The sequence below is a fragment of the Rhizobium cauense genome (assembly GCF_019511525.1).
GTDB classification, from domain to species: domain Bacteria; phylum Pseudomonadota; class Alphaproteobacteria; order Rhizobiales; family Rhizobiaceae; genus Rhizobium; species Rhizobium cauense.
Genome location: NZ_JAEUAT010000012.1, coordinates 33,584 through 52,279 on the forward strand (window position 1 = coordinate 33,584; position 18,696 = coordinate 52,279).

Sequence of the window (18,696 nt, forward strand, 5' to 3'; positions counted from 1 at the left end):
TGAATGTTCGGACTGAGCAGGGAGGACCTGCGGCAGGCTGGCTGACCCGGAGGAGGGGGCGGTTGGGCAACGTTGTTTTTGTCGCGAAGGAAACCACGGGGGATGAGACGCGCGTCGCTGCGTCCGTCGAAACCGTAAAGAAGATGATAGGGCTTGGCCTTGACGTCGTTGTCGAGGCTGGCGCCGGTGCGAAGTCGAAAATTCCGGATGCGGAATTCGAGGCAGTCGGTGCACGGATCGGTTCGGTCGGCGCTGCTGCAACCGCCGATGTGGTGCTAAAGGTCCGCCGCCCGACGGACGAAGAGACCGGCGGCTACAAGAGCGGTGCGATCGTCATCGCCGTCATGGACCCCTACGGCAACGATGCGGCGATCGCTGCCATGGCCAAGGCCGGGCTCTCCAGTTTCGCCATGGAATTGATGCCGCGCATCACCCGCGCGCAGTCGATGGACGTTCTTTCCTCACAGGCAAACCTCGCAGGCTACCAGGCAGTCATCGAAGCTGCAGCGGTCTATGACCGTGCCATGCCGATGATGATGACAGCAGCCGGTACCGTTCCGGCCGCCAAGGTCTTCGTCATGGGCGCCGGTGTTGCCGGCCTGCAGGCGATCGCCACGGCGCGTCGTCTCGGTGCTGCGGTATCGGCGACCGACGTTCGCCCGGCCGCCAAGGAGCAGGTTGCCTCGCTCGGCGCGAAGTTCATCGCCGTCGAGGACGAGGAGTTCAAGGCGGCCGAGACCGCCGGCGGCTACGCCAAGGAAATGTCCGGGGAATACCAGGCGAAGCAGGCGGCTCTTGTGGCCGACCACATCGCCAAGCAGGACATTGTCATTACCACGGCGCTCATCCCCGGGCGTCCGGCACCGAAGCTGGTGTCGCGCGCGATGCTGAAGTCGATGAAGCCGGGTGCTGTTGCTGTCGACCTCGCTGTCGAGCGCGGCGGCAATATCGAAGGCGTCAAGCCGGGCAAGGTTGCCGATGTCGATGGTGTGCGCGTCATCGGCTACCCGAACATGGCCGGTCGGATCGCGGCCAGCGCCTCGGCTCTCTACGCCAAGAACCTCGTCACCTTCCTCGAGACCATGGTCAACAAGGAAACGAAGACGATCGCCCTTAATCTCGAGGACGAACTGATCAAGGCGACAATGCTGACGCATGCCGGCAATGTCGTGCACCCGGCATTCGGCGGCGCGAAGAAGGGGGATAACTGATGGCCAGTGAAGCAATGGACAAGGCCCTGGAGCAGCTGAACCAGGCTGTGAATGCGGTGACGGCCGCGGCGGCCCACGCACCCGAGGCGGCAAGTGCGGCAACCGGCGGCGCGATCGATCCCTTCGTGTTCCAATTCGCGATCTTCGTGCTGGCGATCTTCGTCGGCTACTACGTCGTCTGGTCGGTGACGCCGGCGCTGCACACGCCGCTGATGGCGGTCACCAACGCGATCTCCTCGGTCATCGTCGTCGGCGCGCTTCTGGCGGTCGGCATTTCGACGAGCGGGCTTGCAACCGGCTTCGGCTTCGTCGCGCTCGTTCTCGTCTCGGTGAACATTTTTGGCGGCTTCCTTGTCACCCAGCGCATGCTGGCGATGTACAAGAAGAAGGACAAGTGAGGACCGCATGAGCAGTATCGCAGCCTTCCTTTATCTTGTTTCCGGCGTTCTCTTCATCCTGGCATTGCGCGGGCTTTCCCATCCGGCCTCGAGCCGCAAGGGAAATCTCTACGGCATGGCCGGTATGGCGATCGCCATCCTCACCACGCTTACGCTGGCAACGCCGTCCTTCGGCGGCCTTGTCCTGATTATCCTAGGGCTTGCCATTGGCGGTGGCGCGGGCGCCTATATTGCACGCGTCATTCCGATGACCTCGATGCCGCAGCTGGTTGCCGGGTTCCACTCGCTGGTCGGCCTTGCCGCCGTATTGGTCGCGGCTTCCGCGCTCTACACGCCGTCCTCCTTCGGGATCGGCAACATCGGTGAGATCCACACCGAGGCGAGGATCGAAATGGCGCTTGGCGTCGCGATCGGCGCGCTGACCTTCACCGGCTCGATCATCGCCTTCCTGAAGCTTGACGGGCGCATGTCCGGCAAGCCGATCCTGCTGCCCTTTCGGCATCTGATCAACATCGCGTTGCTGGCACTGATCGTGCTCTTCATCGTCGGGCTCGCCGCAACCGAAAGCCATTTTGATTTCTGGGCTGTTGTCGTTCTGTCCCTGGCGCTCGGCGTGCTGCTGATCGTGCCGATCGGTGGCGCCGACATGCCTGTGGTCGTGTCGATGCTGAACTCCTATTCGGGATGGGCGGCGGCCGGCATCGGCTTCACGCTCGGCAATCTGGCGCTGATCATCACCGGTGCTTTGGTTGGTTCGTCCGGCGCGATCCTCTCCTACATCATGTGCAAGGGCATGAACCGCTCGTTCATTTCGGTCATTCTCGGCGGCTTCGGCGGCGAGACGGCTGCTAGTGGAACGGATAACTCCGACAAGACCGTCAAGCTCGGTTCGGCGGAAGATGCCGCCTATCTGATGGCGAACGCTTCCAAGGTCATCATCGTGCCGGGCTACGGCATGGCGGTGGCGCAGGCGCAGCATGCACTTCGCGAGCTGGCCGACAATCTGAAGAAGAATGGCGTCGAGGTGAAATACGCGATCCATCCGGTCGCTGGCCGCATGCCGGGTCACATGAACGTGTTGCTCGCCGAAGCGAACGTGCCCTACGACGAGGTCTTCGAGCTCGAGGATATCAACTCGGAATTTGCGCAGGCCGACGTTGCCTACGTCATCGGCGCCAACGACGTCACCAATCCGGCGGCACGCGACGACAAGACTTCGCCGATCTACGGCATGCCGATCCTTGATGTCGACAAGGCGAAGACCTGCTTGTTCGTCAAGCGGTCGCTCGGCTCCGGCTATGCCGGCATCGACAACACGCTGTTCTACAAGGACGGCACGATGATGCTGCTCGGCGATGCCAAGAAGGTGACCGAGGAAATCAACAAGGCGATCGGCCACTAAGGCGTCGCCAGGCGACCTGATTTCGATTAAACTATAAGGGCGCGGGCTTGGCCTGCGCCCTTTGTTTTGCACGGTGATGTCATGTCCCTCGAAACGCTGCTCCTCTACATTCCCGCCTGTTTTGCGCTGAACATGGCGTTTGGTCCGAACAACCTGCTCTCGGTGACAATCGGCGCGCGGGCTGGAATGGGCATGGCGATTGCGGCCTCCGCCGGCCGTATTGTTGCGTTTGCGATCATGATTGCCATCACGGCCTTTGGTCTCGGCGCCCTGCTGATGGCATCAGGCGTGGCCTTCTCGATCGTGAAATGGCTGGGTGTCGCGTATCTCCTCTGGATCGGGTTCAAGCTGTTCCGCGCGAAAGTGGATGTATCGGACCTTGCGGCCGCCCATCACCCTTCGACGTTTAGGGCCTATCTCCGTCAGGAGTTCCTCGTCGCGTCGAGCAATCCCAAGGCGATCCTGATCTTTACGGCGTTCCTGCCGCAGTTCGTCGAACCCAATGCCTACTGGCAGAGCTTCTTCACGCTCGGAGCAATTTTCCTGGTGTTGGAAGTCGCCGCGATTGCCATCTACGCCTTTATCGGCTCACGGCTGCGCGGCGTCATGCATAACGCCTGGGCGGTTCGCCTGGTCAATCGCGTCAGCGGTTCGATGATGATGTTGTTCGGCGGTGCGCTGGCGCTGACGCATCGCTCGGCCTGAAATGAAAGGAGAGAGGCTGGTAGCCTCTCCCCTCCCGGCGCGACCTGAAATCAGGTCGCAGCCGGCGCCAGCGTCAGTTTCTCCACACCTACCGCCAGGTTCAGCCCTTCCTGGGCCTGTACGTTCAACGGCTGAAGCATGAAGGATTGGTTTGTGCCGCCGGCAATGGCCTTGGCGCCAGCGCCAGCACCGAAGCTCGCATCGGCCCCTACGCCGTAGTACTCACCGGCCAGCGCGTAGTCGGGAATATTGGTTCCTGTTTTAGCCATGACCTGCCAGATCATGACCGATTTGCCGGTTTGCCCAACGTCCAAGCCGAATTTCTGGATCGTTCCGGCATAAACGACCTTCGATCCGCCTTCAGCAGGCGTGTAGGTGCACAGCAGGTTCTTCTTCGAGGTTACGATCAGTCCCTGGCCGCCCTCCGAGCCACAGACGAGCTGACCGAGCGTGAAGTAGTTTGCGGCACTTGCCGGGTTGGCGATGGCGGCTACTGCGGCAGCTGCCGCGGCGATCATCGTTTCCCTGAACATGGTTCTCTCCTTTTCGAGTAGCCTGTCGGAAACGGAGTTTCGTCGGGATTGTTCCGCGCTATGCGCGCTCGAAGGAGCGGCGCGGTGCCGTCAATGTCCAGTAAAGGCCTTCCGGCCGAAACTCGATCTCGACCGTGCCGGAGAAGGCCGCAGCGGCGTGATTCTTGATGATTGTCGTGCCGAAACCCGAACCCTCGGGTGGCCGTGTGGCCGGGCCGTCACGTTCCTCCCATGTAAAAAGAACGAGGGGTTCCTTGCGGGCCTCATCCTGCGCCTCCCGCCAGCTCAGGCGAACGCGGCCGTGGGGGACGGAAAGGGCTCCGTACTTGACCGAGTTGGTCGCCAGTTCATGCAAGACGAGGCCAAGATTCTGAACGGCGTCCGGCTTGAGGGTGAAGTCCTTGCCCGAGATTTCGACCTGCTCGGTTGTCTGCGGAAAGCTCTTGAAGTGGATATCGATCACCCTGCGCAGCGATGCCCCCGCCCACTGTTCGCTGGTGAGCAGATCGATCGAGCGGGAGAGTCCGTCAAGGCGGTCAGCGACGGCAGCTTGATATGCCGGCACGCTGTCTGCTCCCTTGGCGACCTGCCGCATCATCGCCTGTACCAGCGCCAGCAGGTTCTTGGTGCGGTGCACGAGTTCATTCATCACAAAGTGCAGGCGGTCTTCCGTCTGGCTGCGATCGAAAGAAGCGTTGGAGAGTGCAACAGCGACCTGGTTGGCCTCGATGACACTGGTTTCGACCGGCGCAACGATGTGTCCTTCGCCCATGCGGTTGGCCATGTCGGCGATCGAGCGGATCGTCAGGCGGACCTGGCGGGCAACGACGTACGCCGCCAGTATTGCAAGAAGCATCAGCGCGACGCCGCCGATAACCAGGAAGCGCCATGTCGTCAGGATGGACGACTGCGCCGTGGCAACCGGCCCCCATATCACGGCCTTCCAGGACCAGCCGGGGATTTGCGCATAGCCGAGCATCGCTTTCGGCATGATCTGCTTGTCTTCGTAAACGCCGTTCGAGTTGACGAGAGACGGCAGGATGCTCGGATTGAAAGGCTGGCCGAAAGCAATGTTGGTGGCGCCCGCGGAGGCGACGACATGGCCGCTCTGATCGATGACAGCGGCAGACCAGTCGTTCGGCAGGCCTTCGGTGGTGACGAGCTTCGCAAGATCCCTGGCATTCTGTGTGATGATCAATGCACGGACGGAGCCAACCTTTAGCGGCATTGTGACGTTGTAGACAAACTCGCCGCTCGTCCGTCCCATGAACACATCCGAGGCTTCGATTCGTCCGGACTTGATGGCTGCTTCGACGGATGGGAGATTGCCGGCCTTGCCCAGCGGCTCACCAAAGTCGCGGCGGGTGTTCAAGAGTTGCTGGCCGGTTTCATCGACGGCGATCACGTATAGGTTGTCCGCGCGCAGGGCTGTTTCCGTTCGCGCATGGAAGGATCCGAAATCGTTGCTCTCCAGTTCCGGTGAGCTGGATAGCAACCTTAGGGTTGTAGCCATGTCCTGCAGCTGGCGATCGATGGATCGAGCGAGAGCGGTTGCATCCTGGGCTGTTTCACGCTTCAAAATCGAGCGCTGGTTGTCTTCCAGCTGCGCCAGCAAAAGCGCCACGAGTGCGAAAATTGGTAGCGCGGTCGCAACTGCCATCGCGATCAGGTATGTCCCGATCGACGCCTTTGGGAAGAAGCGGAAGCGGCGCTTCATGAGCCCACACTCCGTCCGTCTACGCGGCCTAAGGAGCCGCTGCGCCCATTGTTTTCAGGCATGAAAGCAAAAAACTCGACCACCCCAATTGCCCTCAGTGCGCCCGGATTTCCCGATAGCCTGCTATCGAAAACGAAGGCATGTTAGGGACAGGCGCCGCCGCTTGCAACATACTAAAACATGTCGGCTGGCAATTGACGAAATTTCTGCTCGGCCGTTGCATCGATCGCACGCACGGTCGCGAGGGCTGGGCTCGCACCCCCCTGCAAAAACTCGTTAAACGCGAGTAGGCGCCGTGTGGTGTCAAGCTTGACCCGGAACGCGTTTCGGAGGTCAGCCGCCATTGCCAACGAGCAGGGCGGCCGTCCTTGGACGACTGGCCGCCGTCTCGGCGTGCTATGCTCAGCCGGTGGTGGCTACGCCTACGCGAGCCAGGCCGTCTTTCGCCGGCTGGTACTTCGGATCGAGGCCGACCGCATGGCGGTAGGATTTCGCTGCCTTGTCCTTCTGGCCGCGGCGCTCATAGACAAGCGCCTGGTTGGCCCAGGACTCGGCAACGTTTCCGTTGAGCTCGATCGCGTGGTTGAAATCGGCGAACGCGTTGTCGTCGTCGTTCAGCGCGATATAGGAAATGCCGCGGCCGTTGTAAGGCTCCGGTGCGTTCGGAGAGAGCGAGATCGCCTTCGAGAAGTCGTCGATCGCCTTGTCCTGCTGATTGCGCTTCTGGTAGATCAGGCCGCGATTGTGATAGGCGCGACCGTCGGTCGTGCCGTTCTGGATTGCGGTGTTGAAATCGTTGAAGGCGGCATCGTCCTGGCCGGCGGAGCGGTAGACGTTACCACGGCCGATCAATGCCACGTCATAGTTCGGATTGATCTGCAGCGCGGAATTGTAATCCTGGATCGCCTGTTGCTGCTGACCCATGTTGCGATAAACCAGGGCGCGGTTGGCGTAGGCCTGATAGAAGCGCGGGTTGATCTGCAGAGCCTTGTTGAAGTCGTTCAGCGCCGCGCGGAAGTCTCCGCCGCGACCGTAGGCGGAGCCACGGACGTTGTAGCCTTCCGGATCCTGTGGATTGGCGTTGATGACCGAGGTCAGCGACGCGATGTTTTCCTGCGACCCCTGCGCCTTGTCGATGCTGATAACAGCATCGGTCGTGTTGCTTGTCGTGCAGCCAGCAAGGCCTAGCGCGGTGACGATAGCGAAAACCGGTAGAACAGCGATTTTCGACGAACGCAGAGAGCGGGTCTTGGTGATGTCAGCCATGCGGGCTCGTTTTCCCCCAGTGCAGCCGGTCCGTTTCAAGGACGGGCAAGCTTCAGCAGCAATTAAAAAGGCGGTGGCGAATAGATCGCCCCCGCCAACATGCATCTGAAAACGTCGAAATAACGACAGCAACGCTTAGCGTGCGACGAGACCTTCGCGCTGTGCCCGCTTGCGAGCCAGCTTGCGAACACGACGAACGGCTTCGGCCTTCTCGCGAGCACGCTTCTGCGACGGCTTTTCGTAGTAGTCGCGCATCTTCATTTCGCGGAAAATACCTTCGCGCTGCATCTTCTTCTTGAGAGCGCGGAGAGCCTGATCGACATTGTTATCGCGGACAAGTACCTGCACGAGAATCACGTTCCTTTGGTTTGGTTGGTGCCGGCGTCGGCAAGGCGCCAGAGGCAAAAAAATATACGGTTCGCGCGGCCGGAGCCTTGCGATTGAGGATGCGGATAGCAGAATGGCGGGGGGAAGTCCATATGTTTTGGCACTTCCTTGTCCAAAAACCGGATTCAACCACGGTGAAATGAACTTTTTTATCGCTGCCCGACGTGGTCCTTAGCGTAGCTAGTCCGCGAAGGGGACGGAAGGCGAGGTGCCGGGCGAGCCGGTTCGCACCGTGTTGATCGGCTTCTTGCCTTGTTTATCGCAGGGTTTGCTCTATATGTATCGGTTATCGACTGTTGGTTGTGACCTTTGTCAAGGAGCCCGGAGCTCCGTCAGATTTCCTCTCAAAAATCGAGCAAGGCCTTGTGAATGAACGCATGGCAGTAACGACCATTGAAAGGAGATCGTTATGAATTCAGGTACAGTTAAGTGGTTCAACAGCACCAAGGGCTTCGGCTTCATTCAGCTGGACGATGGGAGCACGGACGTTTTCGTTCACATTTCCGCTGTTGAGCGCGCTGGTCTCGGCAACCTGTCCGACGGCCAGAAGGTGACCTATGACCTCGTTCGCGACAAGAAGTCCGGCAAGAATTCTGCCGACAACCTGCGCGCAGCCTAATTCTCATTCGGCCCGGCTGACCACGGATGTACTGGCAGCTGAGAGCCTGATGGCGAAGGTCGGGGTTGAACCCGGCCTTTATGCTTTTGATGACTAAGAAGGTTTGGTGAAACCAAATGGAACGAATGCCGAGATACGCTGTCGGCGACAATATCGTCTTGAAAGACGGGTTTGTCCGTACCGAAGCAACGGCCAGGACCTGCAAGATTGCAGCAGTTCTTCCGTCTGATGGCAGTCGCCCGCAATATCGGGTTCGATTCGAGGGCGAAAACTTCGAGCGGCGGATACTTGAGAGCGATATTGATATCAACGAATCCGCACCTCCGGCACCGAGTGTTGCCGCCGTTACCGATATCCAGGGAGGGTCCTGGTTGAAAACCTCAAGCATCAGAGTGCGGAAGTAGTTCCCAGGCTGACCAACCGGCAAACGTGTTTGCCCCAAGAAAGGAATTGAATTTGCAAGTTCTCGTTCGAGACAACAACGTCGATCAGGCGCTTCGCGTCCTCAAGAAAAAAATGCAGCGTGAAGGCCTGTTCCGCGAGTTCAAGGCGCGCAGCGCTTACGAAAAGCCATCCGAGAAGCGCGTTCGCGAGAAGGCCGAAGCGGTTCGCCGCCAGCGCAAGCTTCAGCGCAAGCAGCTTCAGCGGGAAGGTCTGCTTCCGGCTCCAAAGAAGGCCGTCCGTCCGGCGCGCTGAACCGCGTCGAGCGGGCTCCGTCCAGATAATAGAGAGAGCAGATGACTTCAAAAGATGAATTCTTTAATCCGGCCAAGCTCTCTCCGCGCGACAAGGCAGCTGCAACCGATACGACAGCGAGAGCAATCATCACGGCGGAAGCCGAAGCCCGGGAAAAGAAGACGGAGAAGCTGAGGGCATTGCGCCTGCAGCAGGAAGCCGAAGCACCGACCGCCGCCCCTGCAAAGAAGCGGCGGACCGCGCCCAAGTCGGCTTCATCCTCCTGACAGCCTCGCGCTTTCGCGCGAGGGCTTCCTATCGATGCCGTCTAGTCAGCTCAGCTCTCTGAGCGTGGAGACGTTTGCAGATGGCTCGAAGCAGGCGTGCAAGCACTACTGCGCCGTGACCTGCTGAAGCGTCGGCACCATTTCCACGGCCGGCGGATTCCATTTTCCTGTCAGGGCTTCGCTCTTCGGCCCATAAAGGCGCATGGTCAGGTTGAACGGTCCCGCGGGCGCCGGCAGCCAGTTGGCTTCCATTTGCTCGCCAGGGCTCTTGTTCTGGAAATAGAGATCGAGCGAGCCGTCGGCGTTGTAGTCAAATGGCATCCAGCTGCTGACGGCAAACCGGTTCAGGCTGTTGCCGACCTGGAATCCCTCGGGATCATAGAGCGTGATGGACCAGAACGCCTTGACCGGCGGTATGCTCTCCTTGTCGAAGTGGATCTTGTAACTGTTCTCTCCGTTCAGCGGGTTTCCTTTCGCGTCACCGAGGTTCAGCGGATAGATCGCGTCTTCCGGCAGGTTCGCGCCAAGCCCGAGCTGCGCGACGATCGCCCGCTTCAGGTAGTAGTTGCCATAGACACCCATGGTGTCGGTGTTCATTGACCAGTTGTTGGCAACGCGAGCGAGCGTCGGGACTTTCCACTCCATCAGCTTTTGTGCTGCGGCCGGTACATCCTTCAAAGCGGCGGCGACGTCGGGTGCGATCTTGGTCTTATCGAAGCTCTTTCCCGGTTCGATCCCGATTTGCTTCATCCGGCTGATGATCGGCTGATCGGTGATATGCGGCGGATTGACCTTCATCACCTCGGCTGCATAGGCAAAGAAATCCTCTGCCGTCATCCCGTCCACTGTCTTCTTTGGTGGGGTTTTCATGTCGATATCAGGATTGATCGTAACCTTCACTGGCTCAACCGTCTTGCCCCATTGCGACAGCGGCGTCACCGTATAACCAGCCTGGATCTTGTGAACGGCGTCGTAGTCAGACGGTCCATCCGTCTTCGTGCGTCCGATGACCCATACATAGGGCGTCGGTGCATCGATCCGTTGTGTTCCGGCGGGAAGCTCCTTGCCCGTCCACCCGGGGGGGACAACGGCGAAGTCGGCCTTTGCGGTGCCGGTCGTGCGCCAGCCCGGCGAGGCGAACACATCGCTCCACATGTCCAGCATGGGCAGGAGATAGTAGCGCCCATTGGTGTCAGGGGCCGAGACGATCATCGGCTCCTTCGTCATATCGAGCCAGGCGACTGAGTAGAGCGTGTCGAAATTCGGCCGGACGACATCCCTGAATTCCGCGGTCGGAAACTGCGGGACGTTGGTGAACATGTTAGCAGGGCCGCGCCCCATGGTCTTGCCAGCTTCGATGTTGGTTGCCTGCGCGCGGGTCACGTCCATGGTGACCAATGGATACAGGTAAAGATAGGCATCCACGCCGATTGCTGACGCTTCCTCCTTTGTGAGCGCGTCCTCGGCGACAGCCGGGCTGCCAAGACATACTCCCGACAACAAAAGACCAAGAGCGAGCGTGATGAAATGCGATTGCATGACGAATCCTCCCAGAGACCGGGATCGCGAGCGTCGTGTCCCGCGCCGGTCTGTTTCAGCTGATGCCAGATCGGATAGCGACCCATATGCGTGCCGCCGTCTGGCTCATGAATGTTGTCTGCTGCAAACGCGAAACCCCCTCAAGGCGCACAGGCGCCCACGCAGCGCATGAACTATGCGCCCAAAAATTGTAAGTGCAATACTTCTAAATTAACTAGATCGCGAACATGGGTATTCTCGGCTGGTCTTCGGTAGCGCACTGGCAGCCAGGTCCCCCAAGGAGAAACGGGCGAGCGCATTCATTCTCGCCCAGTGTCAAAACAAAAGCCGGTCCGCGTCGCAAAAGAAACGTTGTGCCGCTTTTGGATTTGCGATTTGTATGGCCGACGAGAAGGGATCTTTCCCCGAAGGAGATGAAGGCGGATGCGCAGATACTCGGTTTTTGCCGTGGCAAGGGAGGCCCTCAGAGGCCACAAGGGCTGGGAGAAGCAGTGGACTTCGCCGGAACCGCGCGCCGAATACGACGTCATCATCATCGGCGGCGGCGGGCATGGACTGGGCGCGGCCTATTACCTTGCCAAGGAGCACGGCATCACCAATGTCGCGGTGCTCGAAAAGGGCTGGCTCGGCGGCGGGAACACAGGTCGTAATACGACCATCATCCGCTCGAACTATCTCTATGAAGAGAGCATGCACATCTACGAGCATTCGATGAAGCTCTGGGAGAACCTTTCGCAGGATCTCAACTACAATGTCATGTATTCTCCGCGCGGTGTGATGATGCTGTCGCACAATGTGCACGACCAGCAGTCCTTCAAGCGCCATATCCACGCCAACCGCCTATACGGCATCGACAATGAATGGCTGACGCCCGAACAGGCCAAGGCTTATTGTCCGCCGCTCGATATCTCCGCCAGCGCCCGCTATCCGATCAACGGCGCAGCGCTTCAGCGCCGCGGCGGTACGGCGCGTCACGACGCGGTCGCCTGGGGCTATGCGCGTGCCGCGTCCGATCGCGGCGTCCACATCATCCAGAACTGTGAAGTCACCGGCATCCGCCGTGGTCCCGATGGTCGGGTCACCGGTGTCGAGACCAATCGCGGCTTCATCGGCGCCAGGAAGGTCGGCGTCTCGGCCGCCGGCCACACGACGACGGTCATGAAGATGGCCGATGTGCGCGTGCCGCTGCAATCGAGCCCGCTGCAGGCGCTGGTCTCCGAACCGCTGAAGCCGATCTTCCCCTGCGTGGTCATGTCCAACACGGTGCATGCCTACATCTCGCAGTCCGACAAGGGCGAGCTCGTCATCGGCGCCGGCACCGACCAGTACAATTCCTACAGCCAGACCGGCGGGCTACAGATCATCACGCATACGCTCGATGCCATCTGCGAGCTCTTCCCGATGTTCCGCCGCGTCAAGATGATGCGCCAGTGGGGCGGGATCGTCGACAACACGCCGGATCGTTCGGCGATCCAGTCGAAGACGCCGGTTCCGGGCCTCTACGTCAACTGCGGCTGGGGCACCGGCGGCTTCAAGGCGACGCCGGGTTCGGCCAATCTCTTCGCGCACCTCATCGCCCGCGACGAGGCGCACCAGTTCAATGCCGGCCTGACGCTGGACCGCTTCCGCACCGGCCGTCTGATCGACGAAGCCGCCGCCGCCGCCGTCGCGCACTGACACGAGGACACCATGCTTCTTATCTACTGCCCATACTGTCAGGAAGAGCGCTCCGAGCTCGAGTTCCGCGGTGCCGGTGATGCCCATATCGCTCGCCCTGAAAACATCGCAGGCATCTCCGACGAGGCGTTCGAGGAATATTTCTTCCTGCGCGACAACCCCAAGGGGCTGATCTTCGAACGCTGGCGCCATCAGCATGGTTGCGGTCGTTTCTTCAACGCGGCGCGCGACACGATCAGCGACAAGTTCATCATGACCTACAAGGCAGGCGAGCCGAAGCCAACGATCGGCGAAGCCGCCGTTCCGCATGCTCCCGTCGAGACCTACGAACAGCTCGAAGGAGAAGCACAATGAGCGGCACGAATCGTATCGCTGGCAAGGGCCGCCTGACGCCCGCCAGAACCGCGCGCTTCACCTTCGATGGCAAGAGCTACACGGCGCTCGAGGGCGATACCGTCGCCTCGGCGCTGATCGCCAACAACATCCATCTGGTCGGCCGTTCGTTCAAGTATCACCGCCCGCGCGGCATTCTTTCGGCCGGTGCCGAAGAGCCGAACGCGCTGATCGACGTTGCGCGCGACAGCGCCCGCAAGCAGCCGAACGTGCGCGCCACGGTGCAGGAAGTGTTCGACGGCATGATCGTCGAATCGCAGAACCGCTTCCCGTCGCTCTCCTTCGATATCGGCGGCATCAACAATCTGATGTCCCCCTTCTTCGCGGCCGGCTTCTACTACAAGACCTTCATGTGGCCGAAGGCTGCCTGGAAGCATGTCTATGAGCCGATGATCCGCCGCGCCGCCGGTCTCGGCGTTGCGCCGAAGGAGGCCGATCCGGATCACTATGCCGGCCGTTACGCGCATTGCGACGTGCTGGTCGTGGGCGCCGGCGTTGCCGGTCTTTCGGCCGCACTAGCCGCAGCTCAGGCCGGCGCGAAGGTGATCCTCTGCGACGAGCAGGCGGATGTCGGCGGCGCTCTTCGCTATGACAGCGGCGTCAAGATCGACGGCCTTTCCGGCTACGAGTGGGCGCAGAAGACGGTTGCCACGCTGAAGGCGATGGACAATGTGCAGGTTCTCATCCGCACCACCGCCTTCGGCTACTACAATCACAACTTCATAGGCCTCGCCGAGCGCGTGACCGACCACGTCGCAAATCCTGGCCGCCACCTGCCGCGCGAGCGTCTGTGGCAGCTGCGCGCCAAGCGCGTCATCCTCGCCAACGGCGCGATCGAGCGCCACATGGTGTTCCCGAACAATGACCGTCCGGGCATCATGCTGGCATCGGCCGCGCGCATGTACCTCAACCAGTACGGCGTCGCCGTCGGCCAGAAGGTTGGCGTCTATACGGCCCATGACTCGGCCTATGAGGCGGCCTTCGACCTGAAGCGATCAGGTGTCGAGATCGCCGCGATCGTCGATTGCAGGCAGACGCCGGGCGCGGCCGTGCTCGCGGAAGCCCGTTCGCTCGGCATCGATGTTCTCGCCGGCCAGTCGGTAATCAATACATCAGGCAAGCTGCGCATCTCGTCGATGACGGTTGCCCGCAACGGCGGCGGCTCGCCGCGCAAGATCGCCATCGATGCGCTGCTGGTTTCGGCCGGCTGGACGCCTTCCGTGCACCTGTTCTCGCAGTCGCGGGGTAAGGTCGCTTTCGAGCCGGAAACGCAGCGCTTCCTGCCCGGCACCTATGCGCAGGATTGCCTCTCCGTCGGCGCCTGCAACGGCACCGACGACCTGCAGCAGACGATCGAGGAATCGCTGGCCGCGGGCGAGCTGATGGCTCAGGCGGCGGGCAAGAAGTCGGGCGGCAAGATCACGATCTCCGCTGAACAGGCGCATCAATGGACCGGTGGGATGATCGGCGCGGCCGAAGGGGCGGGCCCCGAGACCAGCGCCAAGGCGTTCATCGATTTCCAGCACGATGTCTGCGCCAAGGACATCCGGCTTGCGGTGCGCGAGGGTATGCACTCGATCGAGCATATCAAGCGCTTTACCACGAACGGCATGGCCTCCGACCAGGGCAAGCTCTCCAACATGCACGGTCTGGCGATCGCCGCCGAGATGCTGGGCAAGGAGATCCCGCAGGTCGGCCTCACCACCTTCCGCGCACCCTATACGCCCGTTACCTACGGCACGCTGATCGCGCACTCGCGCGGCGATTTGTTCGACCCGTCCCGCAAGACGCCGCTGCACCAGTGGGAAGAGGCCCACGGCGCGGTGTTCGAGGATGTCGGCAACTGGAAGCGTGCGTGGTTCTATCCACGATCAGGCGAAACCATGCACCAGGCGGTCGCCCGCGAGTGCAAGACGGCACGCGAGGTCGCCGGCGTGTTTGATGCCTCGACGCTCGGCAAGATCGAGGTCGTCGGACCCGATGCCGCCGCGTTCATGAACCTGATGTATACCAATGCCTGGGATACGCTGAAGCCCGGCAAGTGCCGCTACGGCATCATGACCCGCGAGGACGGCTTCGTTTATGACGACGGCGTGGTCGGGCGACTGGCCGACGACCGCTTCCATGTGACGACGACGACGGGCGGCGCGCCGCGTGTCCTCAACCACATGGAAGACTACCTGCAGACCGAATTCCCGCATCTCAAGGTGTGGTTGACCTCGGTGACCGAGCAGTGGGCCGTCATCGCCGTGCAGGGCCCGAAGGCGCGCGAGATCATCGCGCCGCTGGTCGAAGGCGTCGATATCTCCAACGAGGCCTTCCCGCATATGAGCGTTGCCGAGTGCACGGTCATGGGCGTACCGGCGCGGCTGTTCCGCGTGTCGTTCACCGGCGAGGTCGGCTTCGAAATCAACGTGCCGGCCGATTACGGCCAGTCAGTGCTCGAAGCCGTCTGGGCCAATGCCGAGCCGCTCGGCGCTTGCGTCTACGGCACCGAGACGATGCACGTGCTGCGCGCGGAGAAGGGCTATATCATCGTCGGACAGGATACGGACGGCACGGTTACGCCTGACGATGCCGGCCTCAATTGGGCCGTGTCGAAGAAGAAGACCGACTTCGTCGGCATTCGCGGGCTGAAGCGGCCGGATCTGGTGAAGGAAGGCCGCAAGCAGCTGGTCGGTCTCGTGACCAAGGATCCCAAGCTCGTGCTCGAAGAGGGGGCGCAGATCGTCGCCAACCCGAACGAGCCGAAGCCGATGACGATGCTCGGCCACGTGACCTCGTCCTACTGGTCGGAAAACCTCGGCAAGTCGATCGCGTTCGCGCTGGTCGCAGGCGGGCGCAATCGGATGGGGCAAACGCTCTATGTGCCGATGCCTGACAAGACGATCGCGGTCGAGGTTGTTGACATGGTGTTCTTTGACAAGGAAGGAGGCCGCATCAATGGCTGATTCGGCAGTTCGCAAGTCGGTGCTCTCAGGTCGTCACGGCGGCTCGGCCGCGGTACGGCTGACGCCGGCACCGGCAGCAACCAGCGTGGCGCTTCGCGCGCCGGCGGAGTCTCTGAAGGCTCTTTCCTCAGCCCTCGGTGTGAAGGTTCCCGCTACTCCGAAAACGTCAGGGCGCAAGGAAGGCCGCGCGGCCCTCTGGCTCGGCCCGGATGAATGGCTTGTCATCGACGAGTCCGGTGCAGACCTGATGGCGCCGCTAGCCAAGTCAGGCGTTCTGCATTCGGCAACCGACGTTTCGCACCGCAACGTCGCAATCATCGTGTCCGGCCCGGGTGCCGAGGCGACGATTTCCGCCGGCTGCCCGCAGGATCTGTCGCTTGAGGCCTTCCCCGTCGGTGCGTGCTCACGCACGATTTTCGGCAAGGCCGAGATCGTGCTCTTCCGCACCGAGGACGATACGTTCCGCGTCGAGTGCTGGCGCTCGTTTGCAGATTTCGTATTCGGCCTGCTGGCTGAGGGCGCCGAAGACGCAGCGCACTAAGCGTCACCAAGCTGCAATTGCCCATCGGGGGACGGTGCTCTTGCGCCGTCCCCCGATCAGCTTCACGTTGCAGGATTGCCGACATTCGTGTCATCATCCGCTGGGCGCAGTCCTTGTCGGAGCGCCATCGCGACGAATGCGGGGTGTCTTCGATGATGCTGCATCACGTTTCCATTGCCGTTACGGATATCGACCGTTCGATCGCCTTCTATCGCGACGTCTTTGGTCTCGAGCAGATCGCGCGGCCGCCGTTCAGTACCGTGGGCGCGTGGTTCGCCTGCGGGGCGCTACAGGTCCACCTCATCGTCAATCCGACCGGTACCTTCCGGGACGTCGCGACAATAGATACTGCGGACGGACATTTCGCGTTCCGCACCGATGACTTCGAGGGATGCATCCGCGACCTTGCAGCCAAGGGCTTTCGCGAGGATGTGCCCGAGGGTGATCCATGGCGCTTGCGCCTCAGGCGCGATGGGCCGGCTGGCTTTCCGCAAGCCTATCTGCTCGATCCAGATCGCAACATCGTCGAAATCAACGGTGCGCCATAGCGACTTGCCCCCGGCTAAATGTCTGTTGCGGTTGGGCTCTCTGAGCGGCTAGTTTGCGCACAGCTGTTCCTGGGAGGAGTTCATGAAGATACGCGCTGCGGTTTTGCGCCAATCGCCGGTCGCACCGCCATTTCGGGCCAGCCAGCCGCTCTCCATCGAGGAGATCGAGCTAGCGCCGCCCGGACAGGACGAGATTCTCGTGCGCATCGGCGCAGCCGGGCTCTGCCATTCCGACCTTTCCGTGATCAATGGCGACAGGCCACGACCGGTGCCGATGGCGCTTGGCCATGAGGCCGCGGGTAGAGTGGAAGCGGTCGGAGCCGGTGTGACGGATCTGACGCCCGGTGACCATGTCGTGATGAGCTTCATGCCGAGCTGCGGCCACTGCCTGCCCTGCGCCGAAGGACGACCTGCTCTGTGCATTCCCGGCGCCGACGCCAACGGCAAGGGCACGCTGCTATCGGGCGCGCGACGGCTGAGCTGCGAGGAGGTCCCGATCCATCATCATCTCGGCGTCTCTGGCTTTGCGACCCACGCCGTCGTTTCCCGTCATTCGGCGATCCGCATCGATGCCGATATCCCCTTCACCCACGCCGCGCTGTTCGGTTGCGCCGTGCTGACGGGCGTTGGCGCAGTAGTGAACACCTGCCGGGTCCAGCCGGGCCAGACTGTCGCCGTTGTCGGCCTCGGAGGTGTCGGATTGGCCGCGGTGCTCGGTGCGTTGGCATCGGGTGCCGAGCGGATCGTCGCCGTCGATCTTTCGCCGGAAAAGCTCAGGATTGCGCTTTCGCTCGGTGCGACCGATGCCTTCAACGCCAGTGACCCTGGTGTGGTCGAGCAGATCCGCGAGGCGACCGCGGGCGGCGTCGATCATGCGCTTGAGATGGCCGGGGCCGTCAAGGCCTTCGACCTCGCCTACCGTATCACTCGACGCGGCGGCACGACGGCCACTGCGGGGCTCGCCAATCCATCAAGCCAGTTTGCGATCCCCGCCGTCAGCCTCGTTGCCGAGGAACGGCGCGTGCTCGGCAGTTATCTCGGCAGCTGCGTGCCGAGCCGGGATATTCCGCGTTTTGTCGGGCTCTTCAGGCGCGGAAAGCTGCCGGTGGACCGTTTGCTGTCGTCAACCGGGCCGTTGGAGGAAATCAACGAAGCGTTCGACCGGTTGCATGCTGGCGAGGTGATCCGGCATGTGATCGATTTCGATGGCACGGTCTTCTAAAGCGCGTCGCGATCTTTCAGATTCGCTCGTGCGCTTCAGCTCATTGTTTTCTCGCATGTCTTTATCCCGAAACCGGTGACCACTTTCGGGAGACATGCTTTAGGCGTCTTCGGGCCGATCTTTGGGATCGAACTGGCTGATGGTGAGCCATCGCGCGGTGAGCGCCGGCTTCTTCTCATTCTCGATCTCGATCGAGACGTCATAGGTCATCATCAGCATGCCTGCGCCGCGGAAGCGGGCTTCGGCGAGGACAAAGTGGGTACGGATGCGCGCGCCCGATTTGACCGGGGAGAGGAAGCGAACATTCTCGAAGCCGTAGTTGATGCCCATGGTCTGCTCGCGGATCTTGGGCAGGCCGTTGTAGTTCATTGTCGAAAGCAGCGAGAGTGTGAGGAAGCCATGGGCGATCGTGCCGCCGAATGGGCTGCTGGCAGCGCGCTCCGGATCGACATGAATGTATTGATGGTCGTTGGTTGCATGCGCGAACGCATCGATCATTGGTTGATCGACGACAATCCAGTCCGAGAGGCCGGTTTCAGTGCCGACCATCCCTTTCACGTCCGCGAGCGAGATTTCCTTGACCATTGATTCCTCATGAAAAAGCGGAAGCGCAAGCCTTACAACG

At 61.3% G+C, this 18,696-nt stretch carries 19 protein-coding genes; 13 read left to right on the forward strand and 6 right to left on the reverse strand.

Annotated features, from left to right (window positions below):
* The first annotated feature begins 62 nt into the window (after window positions 1-62).
* From JNB88_RS21290 to JNB88_RS21305, 4 genes are all read left to right on the forward strand, one after another.
* The gene (locus tag JNB88_RS21290) at window positions 63-1,211 is read left to right on the forward strand and encodes a Re/Si-specific NAD(P)(+) transhydrogenase subunit alpha (protein ID WP_220357151.1); all 1,149 of its coding nucleotides are present in this window, start codon (window positions 63-65) and stop codon (window positions 1,209-1,211) included.
* On the forward strand, window positions 1,211-1,609 hold the full coding sequence (locus JNB88_RS21295; RefSeq protein ID WP_113572143.1) for a proton-translocating transhydrogenase family protein: 399 nt from the start codon (window positions 1,211-1,213) through the stop codon (window positions 1,607-1,609). The genes JNB88_RS21290 and JNB88_RS21295 overlap by 1 nt, the downstream gene beginning before the upstream one ends.
* A 7-nt stretch (window positions 1,610-1,616) precedes the next feature.
* Complete coding sequence (locus tag JNB88_RS21300) at window positions 1,617-3,011, forward strand: NAD(P)(+) transhydrogenase (Re/Si-specific) subunit beta (protein ID WP_220357152.1); 1,395 nt, start codon at window positions 1,617-1,619, stop codon at window positions 3,009-3,011.
* Between the two features lie 81 nt (window positions 3,012-3,092).
* On the forward strand, window positions 3,093-3,716 hold the full coding sequence (locus JNB88_RS21305) for a LysE family translocator (protein ID WP_220357153.1): 624 nt from the start codon (window positions 3,093-3,095) through the stop codon (window positions 3,714-3,716).
* A gap of 50 nt (window positions 3,717-3,766) precedes the next feature.
* Here JNB88_RS21305 and JNB88_RS21310 read toward each other — a convergent pair whose 3' ends face one another.
* The 4 genes from JNB88_RS21310 to rpsU (JNB88_RS21325) form a co-directional block, all read right to left on the reverse strand.
* Window positions 3,767-4,249: a DUF992 domain-containing protein gene (locus JNB88_RS21310; RefSeq protein WP_220357154.1), complete on the reverse strand. Its 483-nt coding sequence runs from the start codon at window positions 4,247-4,249 to the stop codon at window positions 3,767-3,769.
* Window positions 4,250-4,307: 58 nt separating this feature from the next.
* On the reverse strand, window positions 4,308-5,966 hold the full coding sequence (locus tag JNB88_RS21315; protein WP_220357155.1) for a sensor histidine kinase: 1,659 nt from the start codon (window positions 5,964-5,966) through the stop codon (window positions 4,308-4,310).
* A 402-nt stretch (window positions 5,967-6,368) separates the two neighbouring features.
* Window positions 6,369-7,232 (reverse strand): tetratricopeptide repeat protein, encoded by an 864-nt coding sequence (locus JNB88_RS21320; RefSeq protein WP_220357156.1) that lies wholly within the window; start codon window positions 7,230-7,232, stop codon window positions 6,369-6,371.
* A gap of 135 nt (window positions 7,233-7,367) precedes the next feature.
* Window positions 7,368-7,580, reverse strand: a complete 213-nt coding sequence (rpsU, locus tag JNB88_RS21325; RefSeq protein ID WP_003585885.1) for a 30S ribosomal protein S21 — start codon at window positions 7,578-7,580, stop codon at window positions 7,368-7,370.
* A 448-nt stretch (window positions 7,581-8,028) separates the two neighbouring features.
* Between rpsU (JNB88_RS21325) and JNB88_RS21330 the strand changes: the two genes are divergently transcribed.
* The 3 genes from JNB88_RS21330 to JNB88_RS21340 all read left to right on the forward strand — a co-directional run bounded on the left by JNB88_RS21330 (window position 8,029) and on the right by JNB88_RS21340 (window position 9,200).
* Window positions 8,029-8,238 carry a cold-shock protein gene (locus tag JNB88_RS21330; RefSeq protein ID WP_220357157.1) on the forward strand — a complete coding sequence of 70 codons (210 nt, stop codon included), beginning with the start codon at window positions 8,029-8,031 and terminating at the stop codon, window positions 8,236-8,238.
* A gap of 456 nt (window positions 8,239-8,694) precedes the next feature.
* Entirely contained in the window at window positions 8,695-8,934 is a 240-nt protein-coding gene (rpsU, locus tag JNB88_RS21335) for a 30S ribosomal protein S21 (RefSeq protein WP_220357158.1), read from the forward strand.
* Between the two features lie 41 nt (window positions 8,935-8,975).
* A complete protein-coding gene (locus JNB88_RS21340; RefSeq protein WP_037133484.1) occupies window positions 8,976-9,200 on the forward strand; it encodes a hypothetical protein in 225 nt (74 codons plus the stop codon).
* Window positions 9,201-9,305: 105 nt separating this feature from the next.
* Here the strand turns inward: JNB88_RS21340 and JNB88_RS21345 are convergent, their stop codons facing one another.
* The gene (locus JNB88_RS21345; RefSeq protein ID WP_220357159.1) at window positions 9,306-10,739 is read right to left on the reverse strand and encodes a DUF1254 domain-containing protein; all 1,434 of its coding nucleotides are present in this window, start codon (window positions 10,737-10,739) and stop codon (window positions 9,306-9,308) included.
* A 423-nt stretch (window positions 10,740-11,162) separates the two neighbouring features.
* Between JNB88_RS21345 and JNB88_RS21350 the strand changes: the two genes are divergently transcribed.
* The 6 genes from JNB88_RS21350 (at window position 11,163) to JNB88_RS21375 (ending at window position 18,071) form a co-directional block, all read left to right on the forward strand.
* On the forward strand, window positions 11,163-12,416 hold the full coding sequence (locus JNB88_RS21350) for a sarcosine oxidase subunit beta family protein (protein WP_220357160.1): 1,254 nt from the start codon (window positions 11,163-11,165) through the stop codon (window positions 12,414-12,416).
* Between the two features lie 12 nt (window positions 12,417-12,428).
* Window positions 12,429-12,770 (forward strand): sarcosine oxidase subunit delta, encoded by a 342-nt coding sequence (locus JNB88_RS21355; RefSeq protein WP_220357161.1) that lies wholly within the window; start codon window positions 12,429-12,431, stop codon window positions 12,768-12,770.
* Window positions 12,767-15,760, forward strand: a complete 2,994-nt coding sequence (locus JNB88_RS21360) for a sarcosine oxidase subunit alpha (RefSeq protein WP_220357162.1) — start codon at window positions 12,767-12,769, stop codon at window positions 15,758-15,760. The genes JNB88_RS21355 and JNB88_RS21360 overlap by 4 nt, the downstream gene beginning before the upstream one ends.
* Window positions 15,753-16,301 carry a sarcosine oxidase subunit gamma gene (locus JNB88_RS21365; protein ID WP_220357163.1) on the forward strand — a complete coding sequence of 183 codons (549 nt, stop codon included), beginning with the start codon at window positions 15,753-15,755 and terminating at the stop codon, window positions 16,299-16,301. The genes JNB88_RS21360 and JNB88_RS21365 overlap by 8 nt, the downstream gene beginning before the upstream one ends.
* A gap of 152 nt (window positions 16,302-16,453) precedes the next feature.
* The gene (locus JNB88_RS21370; RefSeq protein ID WP_220357164.1) at window positions 16,454-16,849 is read left to right on the forward strand and encodes a VOC family protein; all 396 of its coding nucleotides are present in this window, start codon (window positions 16,454-16,456) and stop codon (window positions 16,847-16,849) included.
* 82 nt (window positions 16,850-16,931) lie between these two features.
* Window positions 16,932-18,071, forward strand: a complete 1,140-nt coding sequence (locus JNB88_RS21375; RefSeq protein ID WP_220357165.1) for a zinc-dependent alcohol dehydrogenase family protein — start codon at window positions 16,932-16,934, stop codon at window positions 18,069-18,071.
* 99 nt (window positions 18,072-18,170) lie between these two features.
* Here JNB88_RS21375 and JNB88_RS21380 read toward each other — a convergent pair whose 3' ends face one another.
* Window positions 18,171-18,656 (reverse strand): MaoC family dehydratase, encoded by a 486-nt coding sequence (locus JNB88_RS21380; RefSeq protein WP_220357166.1) that lies wholly within the window; start codon window positions 18,654-18,656, stop codon window positions 18,171-18,173.
* Window positions 18,657-18,696 lie beyond the last annotated feature (40 nt).

Excerpts from the sequence above, each read along its gene's own strand:
- JNB88_RS21360 (WP_220357162.1), top strand. The coding sequence starts at position 12,767 with ATGAGCGGCACGAATCGTATCGCTGGCAAGGGCCGCCTGACGCCCGCC.
- JNB88_RS21370 (WP_220357164.1), top strand. The coding sequence starts at position 16,454 with ATGATGCTGCATCACGTTTCCATTGCCGTTACGGATATCGACCGTTCG.
- JNB88_RS21345 (WP_220357159.1), bottom strand. The coding sequence starts at position 10,739 with ATGCAATCGCATTTCATCACGCTCGCTCTTGGTCTTTTGTTGTCGGGA.
- JNB88_RS21300 (WP_220357152.1), top strand. The coding sequence starts at position 1,617 with ATGAGCAGTATCGCAGCCTTCCTTTATCTTGTTTCCGGCGTTCTCTTC.
- JNB88_RS21305 (WP_220357153.1), top strand. The coding sequence starts at position 3,093 with ATGTCCCTCGAAACGCTGCTCCTCTACATTCCCGCCTGTTTTGCGCTG.
- JNB88_RS21365 (WP_220357163.1), top strand. The coding sequence starts at position 15,753 with ATGGCTGATTCGGCAGTTCGCAAGTCGGTGCTCTCAGGTCGTCACGGC.
- JNB88_RS21380 (WP_220357166.1), bottom strand. The coding sequence starts at position 18,656 with ATGGTCAAGGAAATCTCGCTCGCGGACGTGAAAGGGATGGTCGGCACT.
- JNB88_RS21375 (WP_220357165.1), top strand. The coding sequence starts at position 16,932 with ATGAAGATACGCGCTGCGGTTTTGCGCCAATCGCCGGTCGCACCGCCA.
- JNB88_RS21340 (WP_037133484.1), top strand. The coding sequence starts at position 8,976 with ATGACTTCAAAAGATGAATTCTTTAATCCGGCCAAGCTCTCTCCGCGC.
- JNB88_RS21350 (WP_220357160.1), top strand. The coding sequence starts at position 11,163 with ATGCGCAGATACTCGGTTTTTGCCGTGGCAAGGGAGGCCCTCAGAGGC.
- JNB88_RS21355 (WP_220357161.1), top strand. The coding sequence starts at position 12,429 with ATGCTTCTTATCTACTGCCCATACTGTCAGGAAGAGCGCTCCGAGCTC.
- JNB88_RS21330 (WP_220357157.1), top strand. The coding sequence starts at position 8,029 with ATGAATTCAGGTACAGTTAAGTGGTTCAACAGCACCAAGGGCTTCGGC.
- JNB88_RS21320 (WP_220357156.1), bottom strand. The coding sequence starts at position 7,232 with ATGGCTGACATCACCAAGACCCGCTCTCTGCGTTCGTCGAAAATCGCT.
- JNB88_RS21295 (WP_113572143.1), top strand. The coding sequence starts at position 1,211 with ATGGCCAGTGAAGCAATGGACAAGGCCCTGGAGCAGCTGAACCAGGCT.
- JNB88_RS21315 (WP_220357155.1), bottom strand. The coding sequence starts at position 5,966 with ATGAAGCGCCGCTTCCGCTTCTTCCCAAAGGCGTCGATCGGGACATAC.
- JNB88_RS21310 (WP_220357154.1), bottom strand. The coding sequence starts at position 4,249 with ATGTTCAGGGAAACGATGATCGCCGCGGCAGCTGCCGCAGTAGCCGCC.